20 protein-coding genes and 3 tRNA genes are annotated in these 20,800 nt (G+C 60.5%); 9 read left to right on the top strand and 14 right to left on the bottom strand.

Translation table 11 applies throughout. From position 1 onward, the window contains the following. The first annotated feature begins 44 nt into the window (after positions 1-44). Both I6E60_RS10460 and I6E60_RS10455 read left to right on the top strand, forming a co-directional pair. Entirely contained in the window at positions 45-749 is a 705-nt protein-coding gene (locus I6E60_RS10460; RefSeq protein ID WP_197126170.1) for a type 1 glutamine amidotransferase domain-containing protein, read from the top strand. A gap of 51 nt (positions 750-800) precedes the next feature. Next, complete coding sequence (locus tag I6E60_RS10455; protein ID WP_197126172.1) at positions 801-1,805, top strand: NADP-dependent oxidoreductase; 1,005 nt, start codon at positions 801-803, stop codon at positions 1,803-1,805. Positions 1,806-1,915: 110 nt separating this feature from the next. Here the strand turns inward: I6E60_RS10455 and heR are convergent, their stop codons facing one another. From heR to I6E60_RS10435, 4 genes are all read right to left on the bottom strand, one after another. Next, a complete protein-coding gene (gene heR / locus I6E60_RS10450) occupies positions 1,916-2,719 on the bottom strand; it encodes a heliorhodopsin HeR (RefSeq protein WP_197180228.1) in 804 nt (267 codons plus the stop codon). Between the two features lie 84 nt (positions 2,720-2,803). Continuing rightward, positions 2,804-3,367, bottom strand: coding sequence for a GNAT family N-acetyltransferase (locus I6E60_RS10445; protein ID WP_197126181.1), 564 nt, complete (start codon positions 3,365-3,367; stop codon positions 2,804-2,806). A gap of 159 nt (positions 3,368-3,526) precedes the next feature. Beyond that, entirely contained in the window at positions 3,527-3,874 is a 348-nt protein-coding gene (locus tag I6E60_RS10440; protein ID WP_197126183.1) for a LysR family transcriptional regulator, read from the bottom strand. Positions 3,875-3,925: 51 nt separating this feature from the next. Beyond that, a complete protein-coding gene (locus I6E60_RS10435) occupies positions 3,926-4,495 on the bottom strand; it encodes a GNAT family N-acetyltransferase (RefSeq protein WP_197180218.1) in 570 nt (189 codons plus the stop codon). Between the two features lie 326 nt (positions 4,496-4,821). Here I6E60_RS10435 and I6E60_RS10430 point away from each other — a divergent pair, with 326 nt between their 5' ends. After that, entirely contained in the window at positions 4,822-5,895 is a 1,074-nt protein-coding gene (locus I6E60_RS10430; protein ID WP_197180217.1) for a replication initiator, read from the top strand. A gap of 331 nt (positions 5,896-6,226) precedes the next feature. Here I6E60_RS10430 and I6E60_RS10425 read toward each other — a convergent pair whose 3' ends face one another. After that, the gene (locus I6E60_RS10425; protein ID WP_197180215.1) at positions 6,227-7,093 is read right to left on the bottom strand and encodes a TIR domain-containing protein; all 867 of its coding nucleotides are present in this window, start codon (positions 7,091-7,093) and stop codon (positions 6,227-6,229) included. A gap of 243 nt (positions 7,094-7,336) precedes the next feature. On the opposite strand from I6E60_RS10425, the gene I6E60_RS10420 reads away from it, so the two are divergent. After that, entirely contained in the window at positions 7,337-7,624 is a 288-nt protein-coding gene (locus I6E60_RS10420; RefSeq protein WP_197180213.1) for a hypothetical protein, read from the top strand. 46 nt (positions 7,625-7,670) lie between these two features. After that, positions 7,671-8,669 (top strand): site-specific integrase, encoded by a 999-nt coding sequence (locus I6E60_RS10415; RefSeq protein ID WP_197180211.1) that lies wholly within the window; start codon positions 7,671-7,673, stop codon positions 8,667-8,669. 3 nt (positions 8,670-8,672) lie between these two features. On the opposite strand, the gene I6E60_RS10410 is transcribed toward I6E60_RS10415, so the two are convergent. The 4 genes from I6E60_RS10410 to I6E60_RS10395 form a co-directional block, all read right to left on the bottom strand. Beyond that, positions 8,673-8,746 (bottom strand) — tRNA-Met (locus tag I6E60_RS10410). Positions 8,747-8,771: 25 nt separating this feature from the next. Beyond that, positions 8,772-8,843: transfer RNA gene (locus tag I6E60_RS10405), tRNA-Thr, on the bottom strand. A 99-nt stretch (positions 8,844-8,942) separates the two neighbouring features. Continuing rightward, a complete protein-coding gene (locus tag I6E60_RS10400) occupies positions 8,943-10,571 on the bottom strand; it encodes a M23 family metallopeptidase (protein WP_231601505.1) in 1,629 nt (542 codons plus the stop codon). A gap of 209 nt (positions 10,572-10,780) precedes the next feature. Next, positions 10,781-11,581 (bottom strand): inositol monophosphatase family protein, encoded by an 801-nt coding sequence (locus tag I6E60_RS10395; RefSeq protein ID WP_197180210.1) that lies wholly within the window; start codon positions 11,579-11,581, stop codon positions 10,781-10,783. Positions 11,582-11,736: 155 nt separating this feature from the next. Here I6E60_RS10395 and I6E60_RS10390 point away from each other — a divergent pair, with 155 nt between their 5' ends. Continuing rightward, positions 11,737-12,654: a family 16 glycosylhydrolase gene (locus I6E60_RS10390; protein WP_197180208.1), complete on the top strand. Its 918-nt coding sequence runs from the start codon at positions 11,737-11,739 to the stop codon at positions 12,652-12,654. A gap of 20 nt (positions 12,655-12,674) precedes the next feature. Here I6E60_RS10390 and I6E60_RS10385 read toward each other — a convergent pair whose 3' ends face one another. Then, positions 12,675-13,808: an ion transporter gene (locus I6E60_RS10385; RefSeq protein WP_197180206.1), complete on the bottom strand. Its 1,134-nt coding sequence runs from the start codon at positions 13,806-13,808 to the stop codon at positions 12,675-12,677. 55 nt (positions 13,809-13,863) lie between these two features. After that, positions 13,864-13,948: transfer RNA gene (locus I6E60_RS10380), tRNA-Tyr, on the bottom strand. A gap of 134 nt (positions 13,949-14,082) precedes the next feature. Between I6E60_RS10380 and I6E60_RS10375 the strand changes: the two genes are divergently transcribed. The 3 genes from I6E60_RS10375 to cls are packed head-to-tail and all read left to right on the top strand — an operon-like array spanning position 14,083 to position 17,318. Next, entirely contained in the window at positions 14,083-14,571 is a 489-nt protein-coding gene (locus I6E60_RS10375) for a YajQ family cyclic di-GMP-binding protein (RefSeq protein ID WP_197108252.1), read from the top strand. Positions 14,572-14,583: 12 nt separating this feature from the next. Then, the gene (locus I6E60_RS10370) at positions 14,584-15,783 is read left to right on the top strand and encodes a sodium:proton antiporter (protein WP_197126202.1); all 1,200 of its coding nucleotides are present in this window, start codon (positions 14,584-14,586) and stop codon (positions 15,781-15,783) included. A gap of 59 nt (positions 15,784-15,842) precedes the next feature. Next, positions 15,843-17,318, top strand: a complete 1,476-nt coding sequence (gene cls / locus I6E60_RS10365) for a cardiolipin synthase (protein ID WP_197180204.1) — start codon at positions 15,843-15,845, stop codon at positions 17,316-17,318. A gap of 63 nt (positions 17,319-17,381) precedes the next feature. Here cls and I6E60_RS10360 read toward each other — a convergent pair whose 3' ends face one another. The 3 genes from I6E60_RS10360 to ubiE are packed head-to-tail and all read right to left on the bottom strand — an operon-like array spanning position 17,382 to position 20,709. Continuing rightward, the gene (locus I6E60_RS10360; RefSeq protein WP_197126212.1) at positions 17,382-18,740 is read right to left on the bottom strand and encodes an FAD-dependent oxidoreductase; all 1,359 of its coding nucleotides are present in this window, start codon (positions 18,738-18,740) and stop codon (positions 17,382-17,384) included. 56 nt (positions 18,741-18,796) lie between these two features. After that, complete coding sequence (locus I6E60_RS10355; protein ID WP_197126214.1) at positions 18,797-19,873, bottom strand: polyprenyl synthetase family protein; 1,077 nt, start codon at positions 19,871-19,873, stop codon at positions 18,797-18,799. A 26-nt stretch (positions 19,874-19,899) separates the two neighbouring features. After that, positions 19,900-20,709, bottom strand: a complete 810-nt coding sequence (ubiE, locus tag I6E60_RS10350) for a bifunctional demethylmenaquinone methyltransferase/2-methoxy-6-polyprenyl-1,4-benzoquinol methylase UbiE (protein ID WP_307784473.1) — start codon at positions 20,707-20,709, stop codon at positions 19,900-19,902. Positions 20,710-20,800 lie beyond the last annotated feature (91 nt).

Here is a 20,800-nt window from a genome sequence, read left to right as displayed (position 1 = left end):
CAACGGGCTCGGAAACGAGCACCATGGTTTTGTTAGGAGTCAGCATGACAAACGTATTGATGGTCCTCTCGGCAGCGTCCTACCTGACGCTCGCTGACGAAACGCAGCACCCCACTGGAGTCTGGGCAGAAGAGTTCCTTGAGCCGTACCGCATCTTCACCGAAGCCGGCTGGAAGGTTCAGGTCGCCAGCCCCGCAGGAGTGGCCCCCACTTTTGATGCGATCAGCCTCAGCGAAGGTGGCGTCGGTTCCGCCGAACGCCTCGCTGACTTTGAGGCCCGCATCGCGGAACTCCAGCCGGTGCTGCAGCATCCGCTCCGCTTGGATGCCGTCAACGCCAGCGACTATGACGTGATCTTCTACCCCGGAGGCCACGGCCCCATGGAAGACCTCGCCGTCGACGACAACTCCGGCCAGCTCATTGTTGAAGCCGTGAAATCGAACACGACACTCGGTGTGCTCTGCCACGCCCCCGCAGCACTGCTCGCCGCGAACGACAAGGCAACCGGCGAATGGGCCCTCAAGGGTCGCAAGATGACCGGCTTCGCGAACACTGAAGAAGAGCTTGGCGGTCTCGCCGACAAGGTCAAGTGGCTCGTCGAAACCCGCCTCGTTGAGCTGGGTGCCGACTACTCGAAGGCAGCAGAACCTTTCGCCCCGTACGTCGTCGTTGATGGCGCGCTGTACACCGGTCAGAACCCCGCATCATCCGTCGCCGTTGCTGAGCGCATCGTCGCCGACAAGTCATAACCAGCACACACTTCCCACTTTTCACACTTCATCAATTTCAAGGAGATTTTCATGACAACTGTTACAAGCACCCAATGGCAGCTAGCCTCACGCCCCACCGGCGTTCCGACCACCGACAACGTAGTGAAGGTTCACATCGAGCTCCCCGAGCTCGCTGACGGCGACGTTCGCGTACGCAACACCTTCCTCTCTGTCGACCCCTACATGCGTGGTCGCATGAACGAGGGCCGCTCGTACGTTGCTCCCTTCAACCTCGGCGAGACAATGGGCGGCGCAGCCGTTGGTGAAGTTATCGAGTCGAACGACGCATCACTGCCTGTTGGCACTCTTGTTCAGCACCAGCTCGGATGGCGCGACATCGCGCAGGCTCCTGCTGGCCAGTTCACGGCGCTCCCCAACGTTCCCGGCATCTCGCCTTCGCTGTTCCTCAGCGTTCTCGGCATCACCGGAATCACCGCCTGGACCGGACTCACCCAGATCGCGCACATCAAGGAAGGCGACACCGTCTTCGTTTCTGGCGCAGCAGGTGGGGTCGGCACCATGGTTGGCCAGATCGCCCGCCTCCTCGGCGCAGCGCGCGTCGTCGGTTCCGCTGGCACCGACGAGAAGGTTGCACTGCTCACGAGCAAGTACGGCTACGACGCCGCCTTCAACTATAAGAATGGTGACATTGCTGGCCAGCTGGATGCTGCGGCCCCCGACGGCATCGACGTCTACTTCGACAACGTGGGTGGCGAGCACCTCTCGGCAGCCCTCGGCGCGTTCAAGGATGGCGGCCGCGTGGCAGTCTGCGGCGTCATGTCCTTGATCAACGGCAAGGATGAGGGCATCAAGAACAGCGCCAACATAGTGACCCGTGGCTTGACCATCAAGGGCTTCACCATGGGCAGCTACTTCCACCTCGCCCCCGAGTTCGGTGCGGCAATGCAGGGATGGCTCTCCGAAGGCAAGATCGCCTACGACGAAACCATCACCGATGGCATCGACAACGCGCTCGACGCCTTCAACGGCATGATGAACGGTGCAAACACCGGCAAGGCGATCGTTCGCCTCTAACCGTTTCGCGACTGCCGACCCGAACGGCACGCACCGGCCGCACCTAGTGTGAAAAAGAAATGCCCCACAGCATCAGCTGCGGGGCATTTCTCTTGCCTAAGTTGCGTTCATCAACTCGTGAGCGCCGGGATGATCGCACCCGAGAACACCTGCCACGCGAGCGCGGTCTTCGCGACCAAGCTGAGCGTGATGTAGGTGCGCTCCCCTTGCAGGTAGCTCTTCCACTTTCCCACTTGCTTGTATTGCAGCCACTGGTTGAGCGCGAACGTGTTGAAGAACACGAAGAGCGAAATCACGATGCCGACGACAAAGCTGGGGGCCGCTACTTCGTTCGCACTGCCCGGTCGCAAGAAGTAGATGAGGATGAGAATCCACGGCACGACGCCGACCATTGATCCGAAAATAAAGGGCAGCATCCCGCCGGAGCCTGGCTTCTCGTATTTCTCTTGCAAGGCGCCGAACAGAATCATCGCGGCGTTCACAGCGAAGACCGCGAAGAGGGCGGCGATATCGGTGACGCCGTTGATCGCGAGAATGAGCCAGATCATGATCGAGGAGCTGAGCGAGTACTCCGTCCAGCGGAAGTAGTTGCGACTCTCCAACAGACCCGTCTTGTAGCGCCCGAAGAACCACGGGCTCGAAACCAAAAAGTGGAAGAACGCGCTCAGCGCGAGAAAGGCCACAACGCCGACGCCGATATTGACCTCAAAAACGGTCACCCGCTCGGGCGGAATGGGCGCTCCAGGAGGGCCAGCCAAGTAGTCGGCCGTAACGGCGAACAACACTTGAGTGCTGAGCATTGTGAGAACAATCGCAAAGCCGATGGCCTGCAGCAGGTGCAGGCTGCCCGCCACAACGTTGTAGACGCGTAGTCGGTCGACTTGTTGTTCCGATGAATAGGTCTTCTTTGACACGGGATATTCCCTTCGACGGTGGCTGCCACGTTAGCACCGGCCACCCCAGCGAACGAGTCCTCTAGCGCGGTCGTTCTCTTCCCCTTACGGCAGCGCGGCGAGCGGCCCATTTCTGCCGACAAACACCGTGCGATCCGCAGTGCCCGGCAAAGGGTGAAGGTGCAGTTTGTGAGCGAGCGCAACCGAAGCAGCATTGGCGGGGTGCACGACCGCCACGAGCAGTAAGGCCTCAATCGTGGTTCTCATATAGGCGAGAAGGGGACGCATCGCTTCGTACGCGATTCCTTGGCCCTGATACGCGGGATGAACAATCCAGCTCACCTCGAGACACCGCGCAGCGGCTGTGAGCGACCGCAGCTGCAGGGTGATCTCGCCCACCAGCTCGCCGTCGTGTTCAATGGCCAACGCCAGCACGTCATCCACGCGGCGCATCTGCGTTTGCCGTGTTCTCAATTTCAGCTGCCGCAAGGACGATCGCACGGTACGCTGCGGCCACGTCGTGTACTGGCGCACGTGCGGGCTCGATTGGATTTCGTGCCACCGTTCGGCGTCTGCCAACCGATGCGGTCGCAGCAGCAAGCGATCGGTATGGATGATCGGCACGCGCAGAGGCGATCCGAGCGTGGGCCGAGCATCACTTCTGGGCATGAACCTACCGAACCGATGTATCCGTCGAGCGTGCCAATCATGGTGTTCGCAGCAGTCTGACACAACGGCTGACACTATTCGGTCGCGGGGTTCCGCTCCTGTAAGCAGGAGGTAAATTACGCCGGATGCGCTTCAGCGTCGAGCACAGAGCGCGGGTGACTACCGCGCTTGGCGTCGGCGGCCAGGCGTCGACTTGCCCTTGGCTGCGGGTGCCCGACCTCTGCCCTTGGATGCCTTCGCTTTGCCACCGGGTTTTGCGACGGACTGTGCCGCTGATTTCGCGGACTTCTCTAATTGCCTCTCGGCGTCAAGAAGATACGCTTCGCCTTTCGGCGTGAGTTGGGTCGTACTCGCGGTGTTATCAAACAGCTCATAACCGAGCTGTGCTTCCAGAGATCTAACGGCCGCAATCAGGCTCGAGCGTGGCACACCACATTCTCGAGCCGCGTGGGCAAAGTGGAGGAGTCGCCCAGCGGCGACGAACTGTCTGAGCAGGGAAGGATCCATTACCCTCAGAGTAGGCGATCACGCTGCCCGCAGCGTCATTGCCGCCGTGCGTTATTGAGCCAGCAGGCCTGTAGAGACGAAGATTATTTCGCCATCGCTGCCATCGAATGGCGTGAACCCGAGCTTCTGCGCCAGAGCCATTGACGCGGTGTTTGTGGGGTGCACGAGCGCGAAAATCACTCGGGCTTCGAGGCGCGTAAATGCCAGCTCCAGCATCGCTCGGGCGGCCTCAAACGCGTAACCATGCCCCTGGGAGTCTGGGTGCAGAATCCAACTAATTTCAGCCGAGCGAGTGACTGTTTCGACAGACCTGAGGTGCAGGGAAACATCACCGATCAGGATGCCATCGTGTTCGACGGCCAGCGCCAGAAAGTCGTCTGCCTGCTTCAGCAGCACATGGTGTGTTCGGTTCTTGAGGTGGCGGCGGGATTCTTCACGATTCCGCTCCGGCCACGAGGTGAATGCCCGCACTTGAGGGTCAGATTGGATCTCGAACCAGCGGCCGCTGTCGGCCATCGAGAAGGGGCGCAGCGTGAGCCGTTCTGTGTGGATGATCGGGGCTTCCACCGGAACAGGAAGTGAAGCTCCACGCATCAGTCGTGGACGTGTGATGCCGAACATAGTCATCGACCTCGGTTGACGTTTCGCGGTCGCGAGACCACGCGTCCGATTGAATTGTGTACTGACGTTTAACCTAACAGCACCGGTTTGCGCGATAACCTGCAAAACGCCATTGTGCTGCCCTGTTCGCAATTACAGGGAGTAATGGCAAACATCACGAAGAATCGTATTCGTACTCCTTCGCCGATGAGCTAACGGGGGAGATTTCTCCACCACCGCTTAACTGCAAAACCCCCGGAATTCCGGGGGCCTCGGTTGTAGCTGAGGCGGGATTCGAACCCGCGACCTCACGATTATGAGACGTGTATCCGTTGTAGCCGCTCGTTATGCGAGCAGACACTTCCACCACCGAAACCGGCGCAGCTGAGGTTATCGCGCGCGGCTGCGTGCGCCCCATCAAGACCTCCACGGGCATCTGGGTGCGCTGCGGTTCTCGCATCAAGAGCAGCTGCGGCTCGTGCGCGGAACTGTACCGGGGCGACTGGGCATCCATCGCTCGTTCCGGCGTTTTCGACGGGCCAGTACAGAACTACCGCTTCTACCTGTTGACCCTGACCGCTCCTTCTTTCGGTGCCGTTCACCGCGTACCGCGTAGCGAGACGAAAGCCGCGCCGGTGTGCGGTTGTGGCGTGCAGCACTTGGTGCAGGATGCGGGCTTGCGCGGTGTGCCGCTTCGCCCGTCGAGTTATGACTACGCGGGGCAGGCTGCTTGGAACCGTGACGCGGGCCTGCTGTGGGATCGCACGCGGCGGCGGCTGCGGGATCGCTGGGACTCGGTGGAGTACTTCATCGTGCGGGAGTGGCAAGACCGGGGCGTGCTGCACGTTCACGTACTGGTGCGCATCGAACGCTCTGAAGCTCCCGACGCTGCCGTACTCCGTGACGCTGCGCGCTCCGCTGTCGCTTTCTCCAAGATCGACGGCGCGCGAGTTGAGTGGGGCGCACAAGCGAAGTGTGACGCGTTCCGGGCTGACGGTGACGGCGCGAAAACGATCTGGTATCTCTCCAAAGCGCTGAACTATGTCATGAAGGATGTCGTCCACCAGGGCGAAACCGTCCACCCTCGTGTCTGGTCGCATTTGCTCGCGCTCGAGCATGCAGCACGGGCCATGCGCTGCGCGCCCGACTGCGAACCTGAGTTCTGCCGTGGGCGCGTGCACGAACGTTACGGCGCGCGCTCTCAAGTGGTGAGCGCGTCCCGCCGCACAAAGCGCCGCCCCGGCTGGTCGTTCACTGGCCTGACTCGCACGGTGCAGCGTCGGCTGCGGCTCGAGTGGTTTCTAGCGAACGTCGAAGCATCGGCAGCTGCGGCGCATCCAGCGGAGAAGGTCGAGGCCGTCGAGGGCCGCTCGCTGCGTGTCCGGCGAGAACTTGCCCCGTGCGCGGCGGCGGTTCCGTGAGCGGGAAGGGAGGTGATGACTATGGCAAAGCCAAATTGTGAGATGTGTGCCCTTATGGGACTTCTAGCTTGCGACGAGTGCGGCAACCCCACGATTGATCGCGGGCGTGATGCGTTTGGACGCGAGTTGTGCGCTTACTGCGTCTGACTGGTGGATGTAGCCGGCCATGAAGGTGGCGGGCTGGGCGGGTGTCGTGCGTGGCAGCCCCGGAGGGGCGAACGCACGGCCCCGCACGGCCACCTGCCTGCACGCCGGGCCATCAACCCGGCCACGCTGGGGAGCCAACCGCGAATCCAAGGGCAACCGTAGCGCGAAGCGCGTAGGGCGGCAGCTAGAAGGGTACTTCCGAGAGCTCAAGTTCTGAGGCACTCGCCACCCACGACGCGGGAGAGTCCTCTGAATCACTGTTCCGCAAGGATCGCACTTGAACCCTAAAATCATCCCCCCGTTTTCGTACCCTGACCACCCTTCCTATGACTTCACCGTTTTCTAAGACAAATTTTCCGCGTTGGGTAGCTATGAACTCTGCCATGTCCTGTTCGTCTCGCTCTTCTCGGAGTCGTCGGTCGTTGCTGATGGACTTCGCATCGCGTTTCGAGTCGCCATCTGGAGCTGATTCCCCCGCGCCGGAAACCCGCACATTCAGATTCCTCACCATCAAGAGAATCTCGTCGATTTTTTCGGCTTCACTACGCGTGGAAACAGGTGCTGTCTCTGGGTTATCGGCGAATGCTTGCGCCACGGCTGTCTCGAGGTCTGGCCACCACCTATCGAAAGAGTCTTCAAGTACGGCGTCGTCAAGAGGTGTGTCGCAGTTCTTGTTAAGCGTCTTCATCAGCTTCAGCATGTCGGGCTTGTCGTCGAGTTCGGTCATCTGAATGTTTCTGAGCGGCCCGTCATAATCAGTCTTCTTCAGACCTACGAGGATTGGACAAAGCCGCTTGTCCAACGCGGCATAAATTGCTCCCGACTCGAGGTGTATCCACTCTTCCCTCACATTTTGTGGCGTGATGAAGACTATGCCGACTTTCGATTCCCTCAACTGCGTGGTGATGGTTTGAAACCACGCCTCACCCTTGTCTGTGTCACTCGATACGTACGGGTCACGGCACTCTTGTATCACTTTCGGCACCCAAGCACCGAAGGACTCTGCGATTGATTGGCTAAGAGGTTTTGACCAACTGACGAAAATCTTCATACGTGAGAGGTTATCTCCAGAATCGCTTGCGTCTTGATCTTGTATAGAAGATTTCGGGAGAACCATTAGAGATAGCCCCTGACGGTCGTTGGCCGTAGTCTTGTAGTCGCGGAATACGAAACTAGGAGACGATACGAAGTGGCTGATTTCAGAGCTGATCGCATGCCATCACCCGAAGGTGAAGGCCGAGCAAGGAGCGCCCTCGAGACGGCTTGGGACTCCTACCATTCAGCGAATCAGACGGTGAACAAACCTCTTCTTGCCGCATTTCCCGGCATCAAGACGCTCATGCGTGGCTACATCAACTCGACCATGTTCGATCTCTTCGGCTTCTGGATTCTCTGGCGACTCGTCGGCGGCTTTGAGGGCATGCAGGAGAACCTCGGCATGAGCAGGTCAAGCGTCTACCGGCGCATCTCGCAGTTCCGTGCTGCGTTTGGAGAGCATCCCGACGTCTACGAATTCCCCGGCATCGAAGTAGACGTGGAGGCGTTTCTCAAGGGCATGGGAGAACGTCAGAATAAAAGCTAGTCCCACAATGTTGCACTAGCCGCGCCTAGTGTCGTAGTCTCACACTATGAGACTTCCCGCCAACAAGCGCACCCCGGTGACGCTTACCGACTTCTACGACGAGTTTCACTCCGTCGTGGCAGAGGAACTTGTCTCTAACGCTGTCGCGGCGTACTCCCGTGCTTGGCGACTGCGCGTTGAACCGTCCCTTGGCGGATTGGCGCTCGACAGACTGACGCCGCTCACCATCTCTCGCGCTCGCGCCTCGTGGAGTGGCAGCGCCTCCACAAAACAGGACGCGCTCGCACTGCTCTCCCGTCTACTGGGCCTCGCCGTGATGGAAGGCCTCATTCTCGCGAACCCCTGCAAGTCGCTCCGTGCATCACGCGGCAAGGCTCACGATGCCGACCCCGTGAGCCGCGCACTGAGCGACGTTCAGGTCGCACGAATGCTCACGCTCGCAGACTTCCACCCGTTCGGGCAACGCTCGCTCGCCGGGCTTGCCTTCACCGGCCTGCGCCTAGGGGAACTTGTTGGGCTGCGCTGGGAGGACATTGACGCCGAACAAGGCCTCATTACGGTTCGCCGGACGTACTCCCCCAACGGCAGCGGCAAGCTCGAGATTCGCCCCACAAAGAGCGGGCACATCCGAAGCGTGCCAATCCTCAATGAACTGCTGCCGTGGCTCGAGCAGGCACAGGAAGCCGGATTCGACCATGTTTTCACGGGCGTGCGCGGCGGACCGTTCGATAGTGGAAACCTTTCACGGGCCGTGAAGTGGCCACAGATTCGCGAACAGATCGCGACCTTCTCTGACGGGCGCGAGCTTCGGTTCCATGACCTCAGGCACACGTTCCTGACGCGGCTCGCGCGGGCGGGAAACTCGCCCCAGAACATCCAGCGCGTAGCTGGTCACGCGTCCATCACGACTACCGAGCTTTATACGCGCTCGTCGTCAACGGATGCAGCACTAGCAGTGCGAGAGAAGATGAACCCCTCGAATCGTGAGGTCACATTTCGAGGGGGTGAGAACGCGGCAAATCTGCGGATTCTCGGGCATCTTTAGTTGTAGCTGAGGCGGGATTCGAACCCGCGACCTCACGATTATGAGTCGTGCGCTCTCACCAACTGAGCTACTCAGCCGCATCATCCAATTACTGGATAAGCGAGCCCCCTGTGGGAATCGGACCCACTACCTCTTCCTTACCAAGGAAGTGCTCTACCAATGAGCTAAGGGGGCACACAAAAGCGCTGAACGCGCAATTGGCACCGTAAGAGACTAGCACCCGTTTAGGGCCTCTCAGTACGCTTTCGGGCCAAAATCGACCCTTCAAGAATATTAGTCGACAGCATTCACTGTGAGCCACGCATATGGGTCAACGGGAACACCATCGAGGTGTACTTCGAAGTGCAGATGTGCGCCATAGGCAATGCCAGTTTCGCCGACAAGTCCGATGAAATCGCCGGCGCTAATCTGTTGCCCAACCACGAGGGGGCTGGAGTCGGTGATCATGTGGGCGTAGAGGCTTTCAACCTGCTGACCATTGATCACGTGGCTGATTACCGCATGGTAGCCGTAGCCCGACCAGTCGGCCTGGATGAGATCGACAGTGCCGTCGGCGATTGCGTAGATGGGCGTACCGGATGCGGCCGCAAAGTCTGTTCCCTTGTGGAATCCACTCGCGCGGTACCCGAAACCGTCTGTGATCGGCACCTCGTACGGGAACGGCCACCGCACTGCACCAGTGGTCGCGATGTATTCGTAGTCCGCACCGGCGTACTTCAACGCGAGCACTTCAGCGGACGAAACTACTTTGAGGTCATCGTGGGCGGTGACCTCGCCGCTCACATCGTCAGAGACAGCAAGAGATTGGGCGGTGCGGGCCGAACCGACGTCGGCAAGATCCCCCTCAGGGGCGATCGCGGCTATGGCCACCGAGTTCTCATTGACGAACACATTTGAGGGCACTGAGACCCCCACGAGGATCGCACCGGCAAAGAGCATGGCGACGAGCGACAGGGCTTTGGATGCCGCGGCTTTCGTGCGGCGGCGGGGTGTTCCACTGGGCGCGAATGCTGCGCTCGACACCCAGACACGCTTCGACTTTACGGCGGAGCCACGGGGTGCGCGCGAGGCTGGCGCCGTGGCAGCCTTCGCTGCTTTCGCCGGCTTGAGCGCACGAGCACTCTTGGCCGCTTTGCCCGACTTTGTGCGCGGACGCTCGTCTGCGACATGTGCAGCCGGGGAAACCGAAACCGCTTGGGTAACGACAGCGGGATCAGGGGTGATGCCGAAGATGCTGAGCGGCTCGTCGGCCGACGCCTCCTGAGAAACAGAATCAGACGCGGCGGCGGCCGCGGATGCTGGCACCGTCGCGATGGGAGCCGTAAAGAGTCGTTCGGAAACCGTTGGTGCCCCCGCTGCCGGTGCAGTGGTGCCGAGCGCAGACGTTGGCATTGTGGCGGGTGCCGCAGGAATTGCGGGGGCTGCGTGTGCCTGTTGGGCACGCAATGAGCGCCTGCTCGGCAACGACGCTTCGACCACAGGAGTCGCTTCAGCTACCGGAGTTGCTATGACAACGGGGGCGGCTTCTGCCACCAGGGCCACGTCCGCGACCTGAGCCGATTCTTCAACGCGAGCCGCTTCTTCAACGCGAGCCGCTTCAACGACGCGGATCACGTCGACGGCTGCTACCTGCTCGATCGGTGGCGCGGGCTCGACTACCGCGACGTGGTCGCTTGCAGGCTCCTCTGCCGAGTGGGGCGTAAACAGATCAGCGAGCACGGGAACAGTCGGCGCCTCCACCGACTGAGTCGCAGCGGACTGCTTGGTGCCGCGCTGCTTCGAACCGCGCTTCTGCTTTGCCTCCAGTTGGGCCACACGTTCGAGCTCACGCAGCTGCTTGCGTGTGAGCGGAACGTTGCCGGTGGTTCCCGGTTGCTGTGGGAACAGGTGATCGTGGCTCATAGGGCCAGACCTGTGGGGCGGGAGGAGAAAGTCGCTGCGGCGCAGGCGCTCGTCAGTGACATTCTTCTCCTCCACGCGATTCACCTGCTAGGTGTGAATGCATAATTCGGGCATGAACCCACGCGCGTACGGGTTGCACGCAGGTAACAGATTCATAAAGGCTAGCGCGCAAGTGGTCTAGTTGCCACACCTTTTCAAAGTGGTCTAGTTCACGCGTCCAGCTGCATCAATGCTGCCTCAAGTTTCTGGGCAACAGCTGGTTCCGCAGCAAGGATGAAGTCCTTTCCCTCTGCCTGATCTCCGCGGCCTTTCACTGTGGCCCCAGCCTCCCGAGCAATCAACGCACCAGCCGCATGATCCCACGGGTTCAGGCTTTCTTCGTAGTACGCGTTCACGCGTCCCGAGGCCACCATGCAGAGGTCGAGGGATGCGGTGCCCATTCTGCGAATGTCCCGAATTTGTGGAAGCAGGCCGGCAACCACTCGCCCCTGTTTCACCCGCAACTCCTGCAAATAGGAGAATCCTGTTGCCACTAGCGCCTGCGAGAGGTCTACCGATTCGGCCACGCGCAGGGGATTTGCATTGAGGTGCGAACCTCCTCCAGCAGTGGCGGTGTAGGTCTCCTGGGCTCCAAGATTCACGACGGCTCCGGCGAGCGCCCGCCAAGTCGTGGGGTCAGGTTCGCCTTCAACAACGGCGACACTGATGGCATAGTGCGGGATGCCGTAGAGGTAGTTCACGGTGCCGTCGATGGGATCGACGACCCAGGTCAGTCCACTCGTGCCCGTGTTGGCTTCGCCCTCTTCGCCCAGGAATCCGTCGTTGGGCCGCGCAGCAGCAATCAGGCTGCGGATGAGTTCTTCGCTCTCCCGGTCGGCGTAGGTCACGACATCCACTGACGACGTTTTGCGATCGGCAATGGCAACACCTTCGATGCGGCGTCGCGCGGCAAGCTCTGCAGCCTGGGTCGCAACAGAACGAGCAAGGTCAAGAAGTTCGTCGTGAGGCATTACTCAAGCCTAGGGTGCGGCAGGGGAAGCAAGCTCCGGAGCAGAGCCTTTTCGGCGAGGCCGATGCGAGCAGCGAATCGTGGTGCAGGTCCCGCCTGCGCCTGTAACATGACATTCCGTCCGAGGTCGATTCGGTGGGGAGACCAAGGTGCAGGATGAACCGCAAACGAGTCATCCTTCTCGCCTTCACACTGCTCGCCGTCGCATTGCTCGTGAGTGTGCTGCTGGTTTCCCAGACGGGTGATTCTGCGGGCCGTTCCCCCGTAACAAGTGACGAGTCTGATGGCCTCGTGCCCTCGCCACCCAGCCCCCTGCCGCCGGATCGATCCCTCGTGTGGAGTGACGAGTTCGATGGACCGGAGGGCTCGCCGCCCAACCCCGACAACTGGAGCAACGAAGTCGGAGGCGACGGCTGGGGCAACGAGGAGTTGCAGTTCTACACGGAGGGCGCAGAGAACGCCGCGCTTGATGGAGCGGGCAATCTCGTCCTCACCGCTCGGGCTCTCGATCCCCTCTCGTCAGATCAGACGTGCTGGTACGGACCGTGCTCTTTCACCTCGGCTCGTCTCATCACGGCTGACAAGGTGACCGTGGAGTTCGGGCGAGTAGAGGCGCGCATCCAGGTTCCTGGAGCGGGCGGCGTGTGGCCGGCGTTCTGGATGCTCGGCGAAGACCTCTCCGATGTCGATTGGCCGCAGTCGGGCGAGATCGACGTCATGGAGTTCGTGGGAAATTCACCGACCCAGATTTTCGGAACGCTTCACGGTCCCGGTTATTCCGGCGAAGAGTCTTTCGGTGGCGTCTACGACCTCGGCACCCCGGTTGCCGACGAGTGGCACGAGGTCGCGGTGGAGTGGTCCCCCGGGCGAATCGTGTGGGAAGTCGATGGCACCGTGTACCACGAGGCTGTGCCGGCGGATGTGGCACCGAACCCCTGGGTCTTCGATCAACCCTTCTTCCTCCTCGTCAACCTGGCGGTCGGCGGCAGCTTCGGAGGCGACATCTCCGATGGCATCAGGCAGCCGCAGGAATACCGCCTCGATTACATCAGGGCGTACGAGCTCTCAGCCTGACGCGTTCCCAGCCCAAGCGATCACGCTTCAACGGTGACGACGGATGCGCCGGCGGACATTCCCTCATGCGCGTCGAGTCGCGCCCGAAGGGAGCGTGAGATCGCTAGGGCTTTCGCGTCGCTTGAAGCCAGCTCGTCGCTAGTCGCACCGCCGGGTTGACTCCGCATCAACGCTAAGTCTGCCGCGAACACGATGCGAGCCCAATCTGCTGGGGAGTGCTCGCCCCCAGCGGCGAGGGCGATCTGAAGGCGTTGGATGTCCTCGTGCAATGCTTCGGCAGTGTCAACGCCCCACATCCGCAGCAGGTCTGGTTGGGCAGCTGCTGGCGCGAGTAGTCGACTGAGCCCGAGCGAGAGCAGCGATTGCTCGTCGTCGCTCAGATCTAACTGAACGGAGGGAGCGAGACGCTCTTGCTCGGCGTGATCTGCCTCTTCGCGCTCAACACGCAGCGATGACATCGTGTCGACGATGACGGCAATAAACAAGTTCAGGGTGATGAACGCGGCGATCAGGATGAACGGCACGAAGAACAGCCACGCCAACGGCATCACTTCCATGATCGGGCGCACGATCCCCATCGACCAGCTTTCGAGGGTCATGATTTGGAATAGCGAATACGTCGACTTTCCAATGCTGCCGAACCACTCCGGGAACTGATCGCCGAAGAGTTCCGTCGACATCACTGAGGCTACAAAGAAGACAAGAGACATCAGCAGGGCGATGGCGCCGATGCCCGGAAATGAACGGATGAGGGCTTCAACGACCATCCGCACCTGCGGCATGAACTTGATAACTCGCAAAATACGCAGCACCCGGAGCGCACGAAGAACCGAAAGTGGTCCAGCACTGGGCACAAGGGCAATGCCCACAACAATGAAATCGAAGACAGACCAGCCGTCGGTGAAGAACCGCTTCGGTCCGTAGGAAACAAGCTTGAGAACCAACTCAATGACGAAGATTACGAGAGCAATCGAGTCGAGAGCGTGCAAGACGTCGTAGGTCGCTGTTCCCTGTTCCGCTGCCGTCATCAGGGCAATAATGACGGCGTTGATCACGATGACCGCGAGAACGAAATTCTGAACGAGGGCTGAGTCAACAAACTGAGCCAGCCGGCGACGAAACGATGGACTCTCGGGTGGAGTAGATAGATTCACGCGCCCATTATTCACGAAAGGCCCCATGCTGTGCGCACGGGGCCTTTCGGATAAGTGGTGGCGAGTGAGGGATTCGAACCCCCGAATGCGAAGCAGTCTGATTTACAGTCAGATCCCTTTGGCCACTTGGGTAACTCGCCAAGACGCCTCCGGCCACATGTATTCATCTGACCGAACGCGCTGAACCAGAATACAAGGAATCTGGGGCTCACGTGACCACTTCCCGAAAACTGCCCTGTGGGAGTTCAGGGGTGAGCCCGGGTAACATGGGCGCATGGCTGATTCTTCGTTTGACATTGTGAGCAAAGTTGACCAAATGGAGGCGGAAAACGCCGTCAACCAGGCGCAAAAGGAGCTTGCTCAGCGCTACGACTTCAAGGGCGTAGGAGCTTCGGTGGAGTGGACCGGCGAGAGCCTGCTCCTCAAGGCAAGCGCTGAAGAGCGCGTGAAGGCGGTTCTCGAGGTGCTCGAGGCCAAGTTCATCAAGCGCGGCATTTCACTGCGCAGCCTCGACGCGGGCGAGCCGTTCCCCAGCGGCAAGGAGTACCGCATCGAGATCAGTCTGAAGAACGGCATCTCGTCTGAGGATGCCAAGAAGATCTCCAAGATCATCCGCGACGAGGCCCCCAAGAGCGTGAAGTCGCAGATTCAGGGCGATGAGCTGCGCGTGCAGTCAAAGAGCCGCGATGACCTTCAGGCCACGATGGCACTGCTGAAGGGCAAAGACATCGAAGTCGCTCTCCAGTTTGTGAACTTCCGCTAAGACTCCCCCGGCATGGATGTCTTCCTGCTGATCTTTGCTGCGACCCTGCTAGTCGCGGTGCTGTTCTCTGCGCTCGCGGGGCGAACAGTGTTGTCGGCGGCTGTGCTGTTCTTGGCTGTCGGCTTTGCGATCGGCTCGGAGACCACGGGCATCCTCGATCTCGATTCGTCGTCGACTGAGGTCTCGACGATTGCCGAGATCGCCCTCTTTGTGGTGCTCTTCACGGATGGCATGAAGATGGGCTGGGCCGACCTGCGCAAGGCGTGGCGTCTTCCCGGTCGCGCTCTCGGGTGGGGATTGCCTCTCACTCTCGCTATCACCGCGGTGTTGGCGCATTTCATGCTCGGGCTGGATTGGCCTGAAGCGTTACTGATCGGCGCCATCCTGGCTCCCACTGACCCGGTGTTCGCGGCGGCTCTCGTCGGCAACAAACAGGTGCCGGAGCGGTTGCGTCAGCTGCTCAATGTGGAGTCGGGCGTCAACGACGGATTGGCGTTGCCTTTCGTTGTCGTGTTCTTGGCCGTCAGTTCGGGCTCGGATGAGTTGCACTTGGGCGAGCTAGGAATAGAGCTTCTCGCGGGCACCGCCATCGGCGTCGCTGTGCCGTGGATCGTCATCAAGGCGCTCCACACCCGCCTCTTTGCCGCTGCCGGCGTCTTTGAGCCGATTGTGCCGATCGCTATCGGGTTGCTCGTGTTCGCATTGGCGAGCTACACCAACGCCAACCTCTTCCTGGCGGCGTTTGCTGCTGGCGTGATGGTGGCAACAATCGGTCAGAAGGAACGCGAAGCCTTCGAGGAGTTCGGCGAGATCATTTCCGAGTTGCTCAAGCTACTCGCGCTCATGGTGTTCGGCGCCCTCTTGTCGTTCAAGTTCTTGGGCGAAATCGCGTGGACGGGCTGGCTCTTCGCCGTGCTCGCACTCATCGCTGCTCGCCCGATCGCGCTGTACTTCTCGTTCCTCGGCTCCGGCTTGTCGATGCGCGAACAGGTTGCGGCGATGTGGTTCGGGCCCAAGGGATTCGCATCGGTCGTGTACGTGCTCGTCGTGGTCTCGGCCGACATCCCCGCTGGCGACCTGATTTTCCACATCGTGGCGCTCACAATTGCGATGTCGATCGTCGCCCATTCGTCCACGGATGTCGTGGTCGCTCGATCGTTCGTGAAGCCCGATGAGACCCCCGCTTGGCAGGGCCCTCCCCCGCGCTGGTAGCCCTCTCGTCAGAGCAGCCCTGCAGCGGGCGAGTAGCGAGAACTCGGTAGACTTCGCCCATGGACCTGAGCGGCATTGACTTCAGCTTTACGGCAGTGCTTGCCGCGTTTTTGGTGCTGCTCGACTTTGTAATTCGCGTGCTCGCTCTTATCTACGTGCCGCGTAACCGGCGACCGCAGACCGCCATGGCGTGGTTGCTGGCCATTTTCTTCATTCCGTATGTCGGCATCCTGCTTTTCCTGATTCTGGGCAGCAGAAAGTTGCCGAAGGGCCGCCGCGACAAGCAGAGCGAGATCAACAACTTCATCCTCGACACCACTGAGGGGATGGACCAGGTGAGCGCGGAGCAACCGTGGCCGGTCTGGCTCAAACCAGTTGTTGAGCTCAACCGCACGCTCGGCGCGATGCCGCTCGTGGGCGGCAACTCCGCGAAACTGTACTCGGAGTACCAAGAGTCGCTGGATGCCATGACCGCCGAGGTTGGCACCGCCCAAAACTATGTTCATGTCGAGTTTTACATTCTGAGCCTCGACGCCACAACGACACCGTTCTTCGACGCCCTCGAGCACGCGGTCGAGCGCGGCGTTCGCGTGCGCGTGCTTCTTGATCACCTTGCGTCTCTGCGTGCCCCCGGCTATTTCACAACCATTCGGCATCTCAAGAAAATTGGCGTCGAATGGCAAGTCATGTTGCCCTTTCAACCGCTCAAGTGGAAGTTCCAGCGCCCCGACCTTCGCAACCACCGCAAGTTACTGATCATCGACGGCTTGGTCGCCTACACGGGGTCACAAAATATGGTGGATGCCTCGTATAACAAGAGCTCCAACCTCAAGCGAGGGCTGAAGTGGAAAGACCTCATGGTGCGCTTTGAGGGGCCCATCGTGGCGGGAATCAACGCCCTTTTCATCACCGACTGGTACAGCGAAACCGATGAGCTTCTCGTGCGCGAGGGGGCACTCGCGCAGCCCACTGCTCCCGACGCCGTTCTCGATGCCCAAGTTGTTCCGAGCGGCCCCGGGTTCGAGGGCGAAAACAATCTGCGGCTGTTCAACTCGCTTCTCTATGCCGCCCAAGAACGCGTGATCATCACGAGCCCCTATTTTGTGCCGGATGACTCGATGCTCTATGCCATCACAACGGCAGCCCAGAGCGGCCTCGACGTGCAACTCTTCGTCTCAGAGGTCGGCGACCAGGCGATGGTGTATCACGCCCAGCGCAGCTACTACGAAACCCTGCTGCGGGCCGGCGTGAAGATTTGGTTGTTCCCCACACCGACCGTGCTGCACGCGAAGCACTTCACGATTGACGACGAGATCGCGGTCATCGGTTCGAGCAACATGGATATGCGTTCGTTCAGCCTCAACCTTGAGATTTCGGTGATGGTGCACGGCGCCGAGTTCATCGCCGACATGCGCGAACTCGAATCCGAGTACCGAGCCGTCAGCCGCGAACTCACTCTCGATGAGTGGATGCAGCGGCCCCGACGTTCCAAAGTGCTCGACAATATCGCGCGGCTCACCGCAGCGGTTCAGTAGCTCAGCATCTGCAGCTAACCGCCCGTCGCTTGCAACCCGCAACGAGCAGCACGAAGCTTGCTGTTAGCTGGCGTCGGCTTTCTTGGATGCCGCAATCATTTCGTCGCGATCAACCAGCTTGATGCGCGCGCGGCCTTCAGACTCGCCCAGAGCGATCTCGTGGGCATCCAGTGACTGCCAGCCGGCCAGGTTGGTGTAGTCAATGCCCCGGCTCTTCAGCAGGTCGATGACGGACTGCTCGTCGGGATGCTCGGGAGCCCACCAGTTGGCTTGGTCATTCATGACGTGGCTGATGGTTTCCATCGCGTCTGACTTGGTGTGACCGATGAGACCGACGGGCCCGCGCTTGATCCAGCCGGTCGCGTACACACCATTGACCTGTTCGTCGTTGTCGTCGATGACTTGACCCTCGCGGTTGGGGATCACGCCTCGGCGGTCATCGAACGGGATGCCGTCAAGCGGCGACCCGAAGTAGCCGACAGCGCGATACAGGCTTTGCACCGCAACCTCACGGAACTCGCCGGTGCCGACAACTCCGCCTTCACCATCGGGCTTCGTACGTTCGTACCGGAAGCCTTCAACGCGATCGGTGCCGAGCACCTCAACGGGGCCAGCGTAGAAGTGCAAGTGCAGGCGACGTGACGCCGTGCCCTTTTCTTCGCCGCGCCACTTCGTGAAGATGCGGTCGAGCACCATGATCTGCTTATTGGATTCGATGGCCGCTTTGGAGGCAGCGTCATAGTCAAAATCTTCTTCGTAGACGACGAGGTCGACGTCGTTGAGTTCGCCGAGTTCCCGCAGTTCGAGCGGGGTGAACTTCACCTGCATCGGTCCACGGCGACCGAAGACGTGCACGTCAGTCACAGGGCTCGCTGTGAGGCCCTCGTAGACGTTGGCGGGGATCTCTGTCGGCAGCAGGTCATCCGCGTGCTTAGCGAGCATTCTGGCGACGTCGAGCGCGACGTTTCCATTGCCGATGACGGCGGTCTCTTTCGCATCGAGGGTCCACTCGCGCGGCACGTCAGGGTGACCGTCGTACCAGCTGACGAAGTCGGCGGCGCCGTGGCTGCCTGGCAGCTCGATTCCGGGAATCGGCAGCGGGGCATCCCGCACAGCACCGGTCGAGAAAATCACCGCGTTGTAGTGCTTCTTGAGGTCGTCGAGCGTGATGTCGCGGCCATACGTGACGTTGCCGAAGAGGCGGATGTTGCCCGTGTCGAGCACGTCGCGCAGCGCATTCACGATGCCCTTGATACGCGGATGATCGGGCGCAACGCCATAGCGAACAAGACCGTACGGTGCCGGCAGTTGCTCAAAGAGGTCAATCGACACTTCGAACTGTCGCTCTGCCTTCAGCAGGATGTCGGCGGCATAGATTCCGGCAGGTCCTGCACCAACAATGGCGAGTCGCAGTTTGCTCATCAGTTGTCGTTTCCGTTCATCTCGGGGCGCCCGGGGCGCGGGCGAGTGGGGAGTAGTTAGTTCGAGCGTTCGACGACGTTTTCGGCGAAGCGCGTGAGTGCCTTCTTGACGGGACCATCGGGAAGCGGCGCAAGCGCGTCAACAGCTTCGCGACCCCAACGACGGGCTTCGTCGAGAGTCTTCTTCGTGACGGGATGCTCGCGGAGCTCGGTCACTGCGGCATCGAGAGCCTCTTCGTCGCCTTCACCATAGAAGTTGGCATTCACGTCGCGCTCAATGCGGGTCAACAACTCGGCAGCATCGCTGTTGGTGACGGCGAGCTCGCGCAAGTACAGCAACGGCAGCGTGGCAACGCCACTGCGCAGATCGGTTCCTGCCTGCTTGCCCGTCTTGCCAGTCTCATCAGACAGATCAATCACGTCATCGATGAGCTGGAACGCGATGCCCACCTTTTCGCCGAACTCGCGAACCGGCTTCGTGTATTCCGCCGGGGCATTCGAGAACATCACGCCAACCTCGGCAGCGGTCGCAATAAGCGAGCCCGTCTTGTCAGCCAATACCTGCAAGTAGTGCTCAACGGGATTCTCGCCCGGCTTCGGGCCGAGAGTTTCGTGCAACTGCCCGAGACACAACCGCTCAAACGTGTTCGCCTGCAAGAGAAGCGCCTCTTCGCCGAGACCCGCTACAAGCTTGCTGGCCCGGGCAAACAACAGATCGCCCGTGAGGATCGCCACGGAATTGCCCCACACACTCTGAGCGCTCGGAACACCGCGGCGCAACTGCGCTTCGTCCATGACATCGTCGTGGTAAAGCGACGCGAGGTGAGTGATCTCTACAGCCTGAGCCGCCGTGACGACGTCAGCGTTATTGCCGTCACCCAGCTGAGCAGTGAGCAGTGCCAGCACCGGGCGCACGCGCTTGCCGCCAGCTTCGAGCAAGTAGCGGCTCGTGGCATCCGCAACTTCGTCGGCAAAGGCCATCTGATCGAGCAAGCCGACCTCTACCTGATTGAGACCTTCCTCGATCGCGGCAGCGAAACGACGCTCATCGCTCGAGGCAAAGAGCTTCTCGCCCAAGCCCAGAGAGGAGCTCAGGGTGTTGCTGCGGCGAGCAGACGGAACACTCGGGTTCACTATCAACCGGTTTCTTTTGCGAAGCGCTACGGCTTCGGTGTGCTATCAGAAGAGGTCTTGGGCGTCTTGGGCATAGTGATCGTCTTGATCGGACGAGTGGCATTGCCCTTGCGCTTAGCGACGGAGGCCAGCACTGTTTCATCAACAGGCTTCTGGCCACGGTGCATGGCAACGATGCCTGCGGTGAGATTGCGGTACGCAACGCGAGTGAATCCGGCAGCTCGAATCCACTGGCTGAGTTCGCCCTGGTCGGGCCACTCGCGAATCGACTCGGCGAGGTAGGTGTAGGCCTCAGGGTTCGAGCTTGAGCGATCAGCAATGATCGGCATGACGCGGTTCAAGTAGGTGAAGTAACCGGCACGAACGATCGCGACGGGAGGCTTAGAGAATTCGGTGATCACCAGACGGCCACCAGGCTTGAGAACGCGGTACATCTCCGAGAGCGCTGCGCGCGGATCGTTAATGTTGCGCAGACCGAAGCTGATCGTGACGGCGTCAAACTCATTGTCGCCAAACGGCAACTGCTGAGCGTCGCCCTGAATGAACTCGATCTTCTTGTGACGCTTGCGCGCCTGCTCGACCATGCCGGTCGAGAAATCGAGACCAACAACGCGAGCACCATTGCGGTGCAAAGCTGCCGAGCTTGTGCCCGTGCCAGCCGCAATATCGAGGATGCGTTCGCCCGCTTCTGGGGCAACCGCACGCACCGTAGCAGCGCGCCACAGCAGCGCATTTCCGGCGGAAAGGACGTTATTGGTGCGATCGTAGTGTTTTGCGACACCATCGAACATTCCGGCTACGTCTTCCGGTCGCTTGTTCATGTCAGCCTTACCCACGCCTCTAGTCTAGGGCGCTCAGAGCGGATGCTCACTTTCCTGCCCGCAACTGACAGGTACTCTGATACTTGGGAGACATTGTTGGGGCAAA

The organism is Salinibacterium sp. SWN167 (assembly GCF_015864665.1).
GTDB lineage: Bacteria > Actinomycetota > Actinomycetes > Actinomycetales > Microbacteriaceae > Rhodoglobus.
Note: the sequence above shows the minus strand (reverse complement) of the source record. Positions and strands in the feature narration are given on the sequence as shown.

Coding starts and splice junctions, on each gene's coding strand:
- I6E60_RS10460 (WP_197126170.1), top strand. CDS start 45: ATGACAAACGTATTGATGGTCCTCTCGGCAGCGTCCTACCTGACGCTC.
- I6E60_RS10455 (WP_197126172.1), top strand. CDS start 801: ATGACAACTGTTACAAGCACCCAATGGCAGCTAGCCTCACGCCCCACC.
- I6E60_RS10445 (WP_197126181.1), bottom strand. CDS start 3,367: ATGCCCAGAAGTGATGCTCGGCCCACGCTCGGATCGCCTCTGCGCGTG.
- I6E60_RS10440 (WP_197126183.1), bottom strand. CDS start 3,874: ATGGATCCTTCCCTGCTCAGACAGTTCGTCGCCGCTGGGCGACTCCTC.
- I6E60_RS10435 (WP_197180218.1), bottom strand. CDS start 4,495: ATGTTCGGCATCACACGTCCACGACTGATGCGTGGAGCTTCACTTCCT.
- I6E60_RS10430 (WP_197180217.1), top strand. CDS start 4,822: ATGCGAGCAGACACTTCCACCACCGAAACCGGCGCAGCTGAGGTTATC.
- I6E60_RS10425 (WP_197180215.1), bottom strand. CDS start 7,093: ATGAAGATTTTCGTCAGTTGGTCAAAACCTCTTAGCCAATCAATCGCA.
- I6E60_RS10415 (WP_197180211.1), top strand. CDS start 7,671: ATGAGACTTCCCGCCAACAAGCGCACCCCGGTGACGCTTACCGACTTC.
- I6E60_RS10400 (WP_231601505.1), bottom strand. CDS start 10,571: ATGAGCCACGATCACCTGTTCCCACAGCAACCGGGAACCACCGGCAAC.
- I6E60_RS10395 (WP_197180210.1), bottom strand. CDS start 11,581: ATGCCTCACGACGAACTTCTTGACCTTGCTCGTTCTGTTGCGACCCAG.
- I6E60_RS10390 (WP_197180208.1), top strand. CDS start 11,737: ATGAACCGCAAACGAGTCATCCTTCTCGCCTTCACACTGCTCGCCGTC.
- I6E60_RS10375 (WP_197108252.1), top strand. CDS start 14,083: ATGGCTGATTCTTCGTTTGACATTGTGAGCAAAGTTGACCAAATGGAG.
- I6E60_RS10370 (WP_197126202.1), top strand. CDS start 14,584: ATGGATGTCTTCCTGCTGATCTTTGCTGCGACCCTGCTAGTCGCGGTG.
- cls (WP_197180204.1), top strand. CDS start 15,843: ATGGACCTGAGCGGCATTGACTTCAGCTTTACGGCAGTGCTTGCCGCG.
- I6E60_RS10360 (WP_197126212.1), bottom strand. CDS start 18,740: ATGAGCAAACTGCGACTCGCCATTGTTGGTGCAGGACCTGCCGGAATC.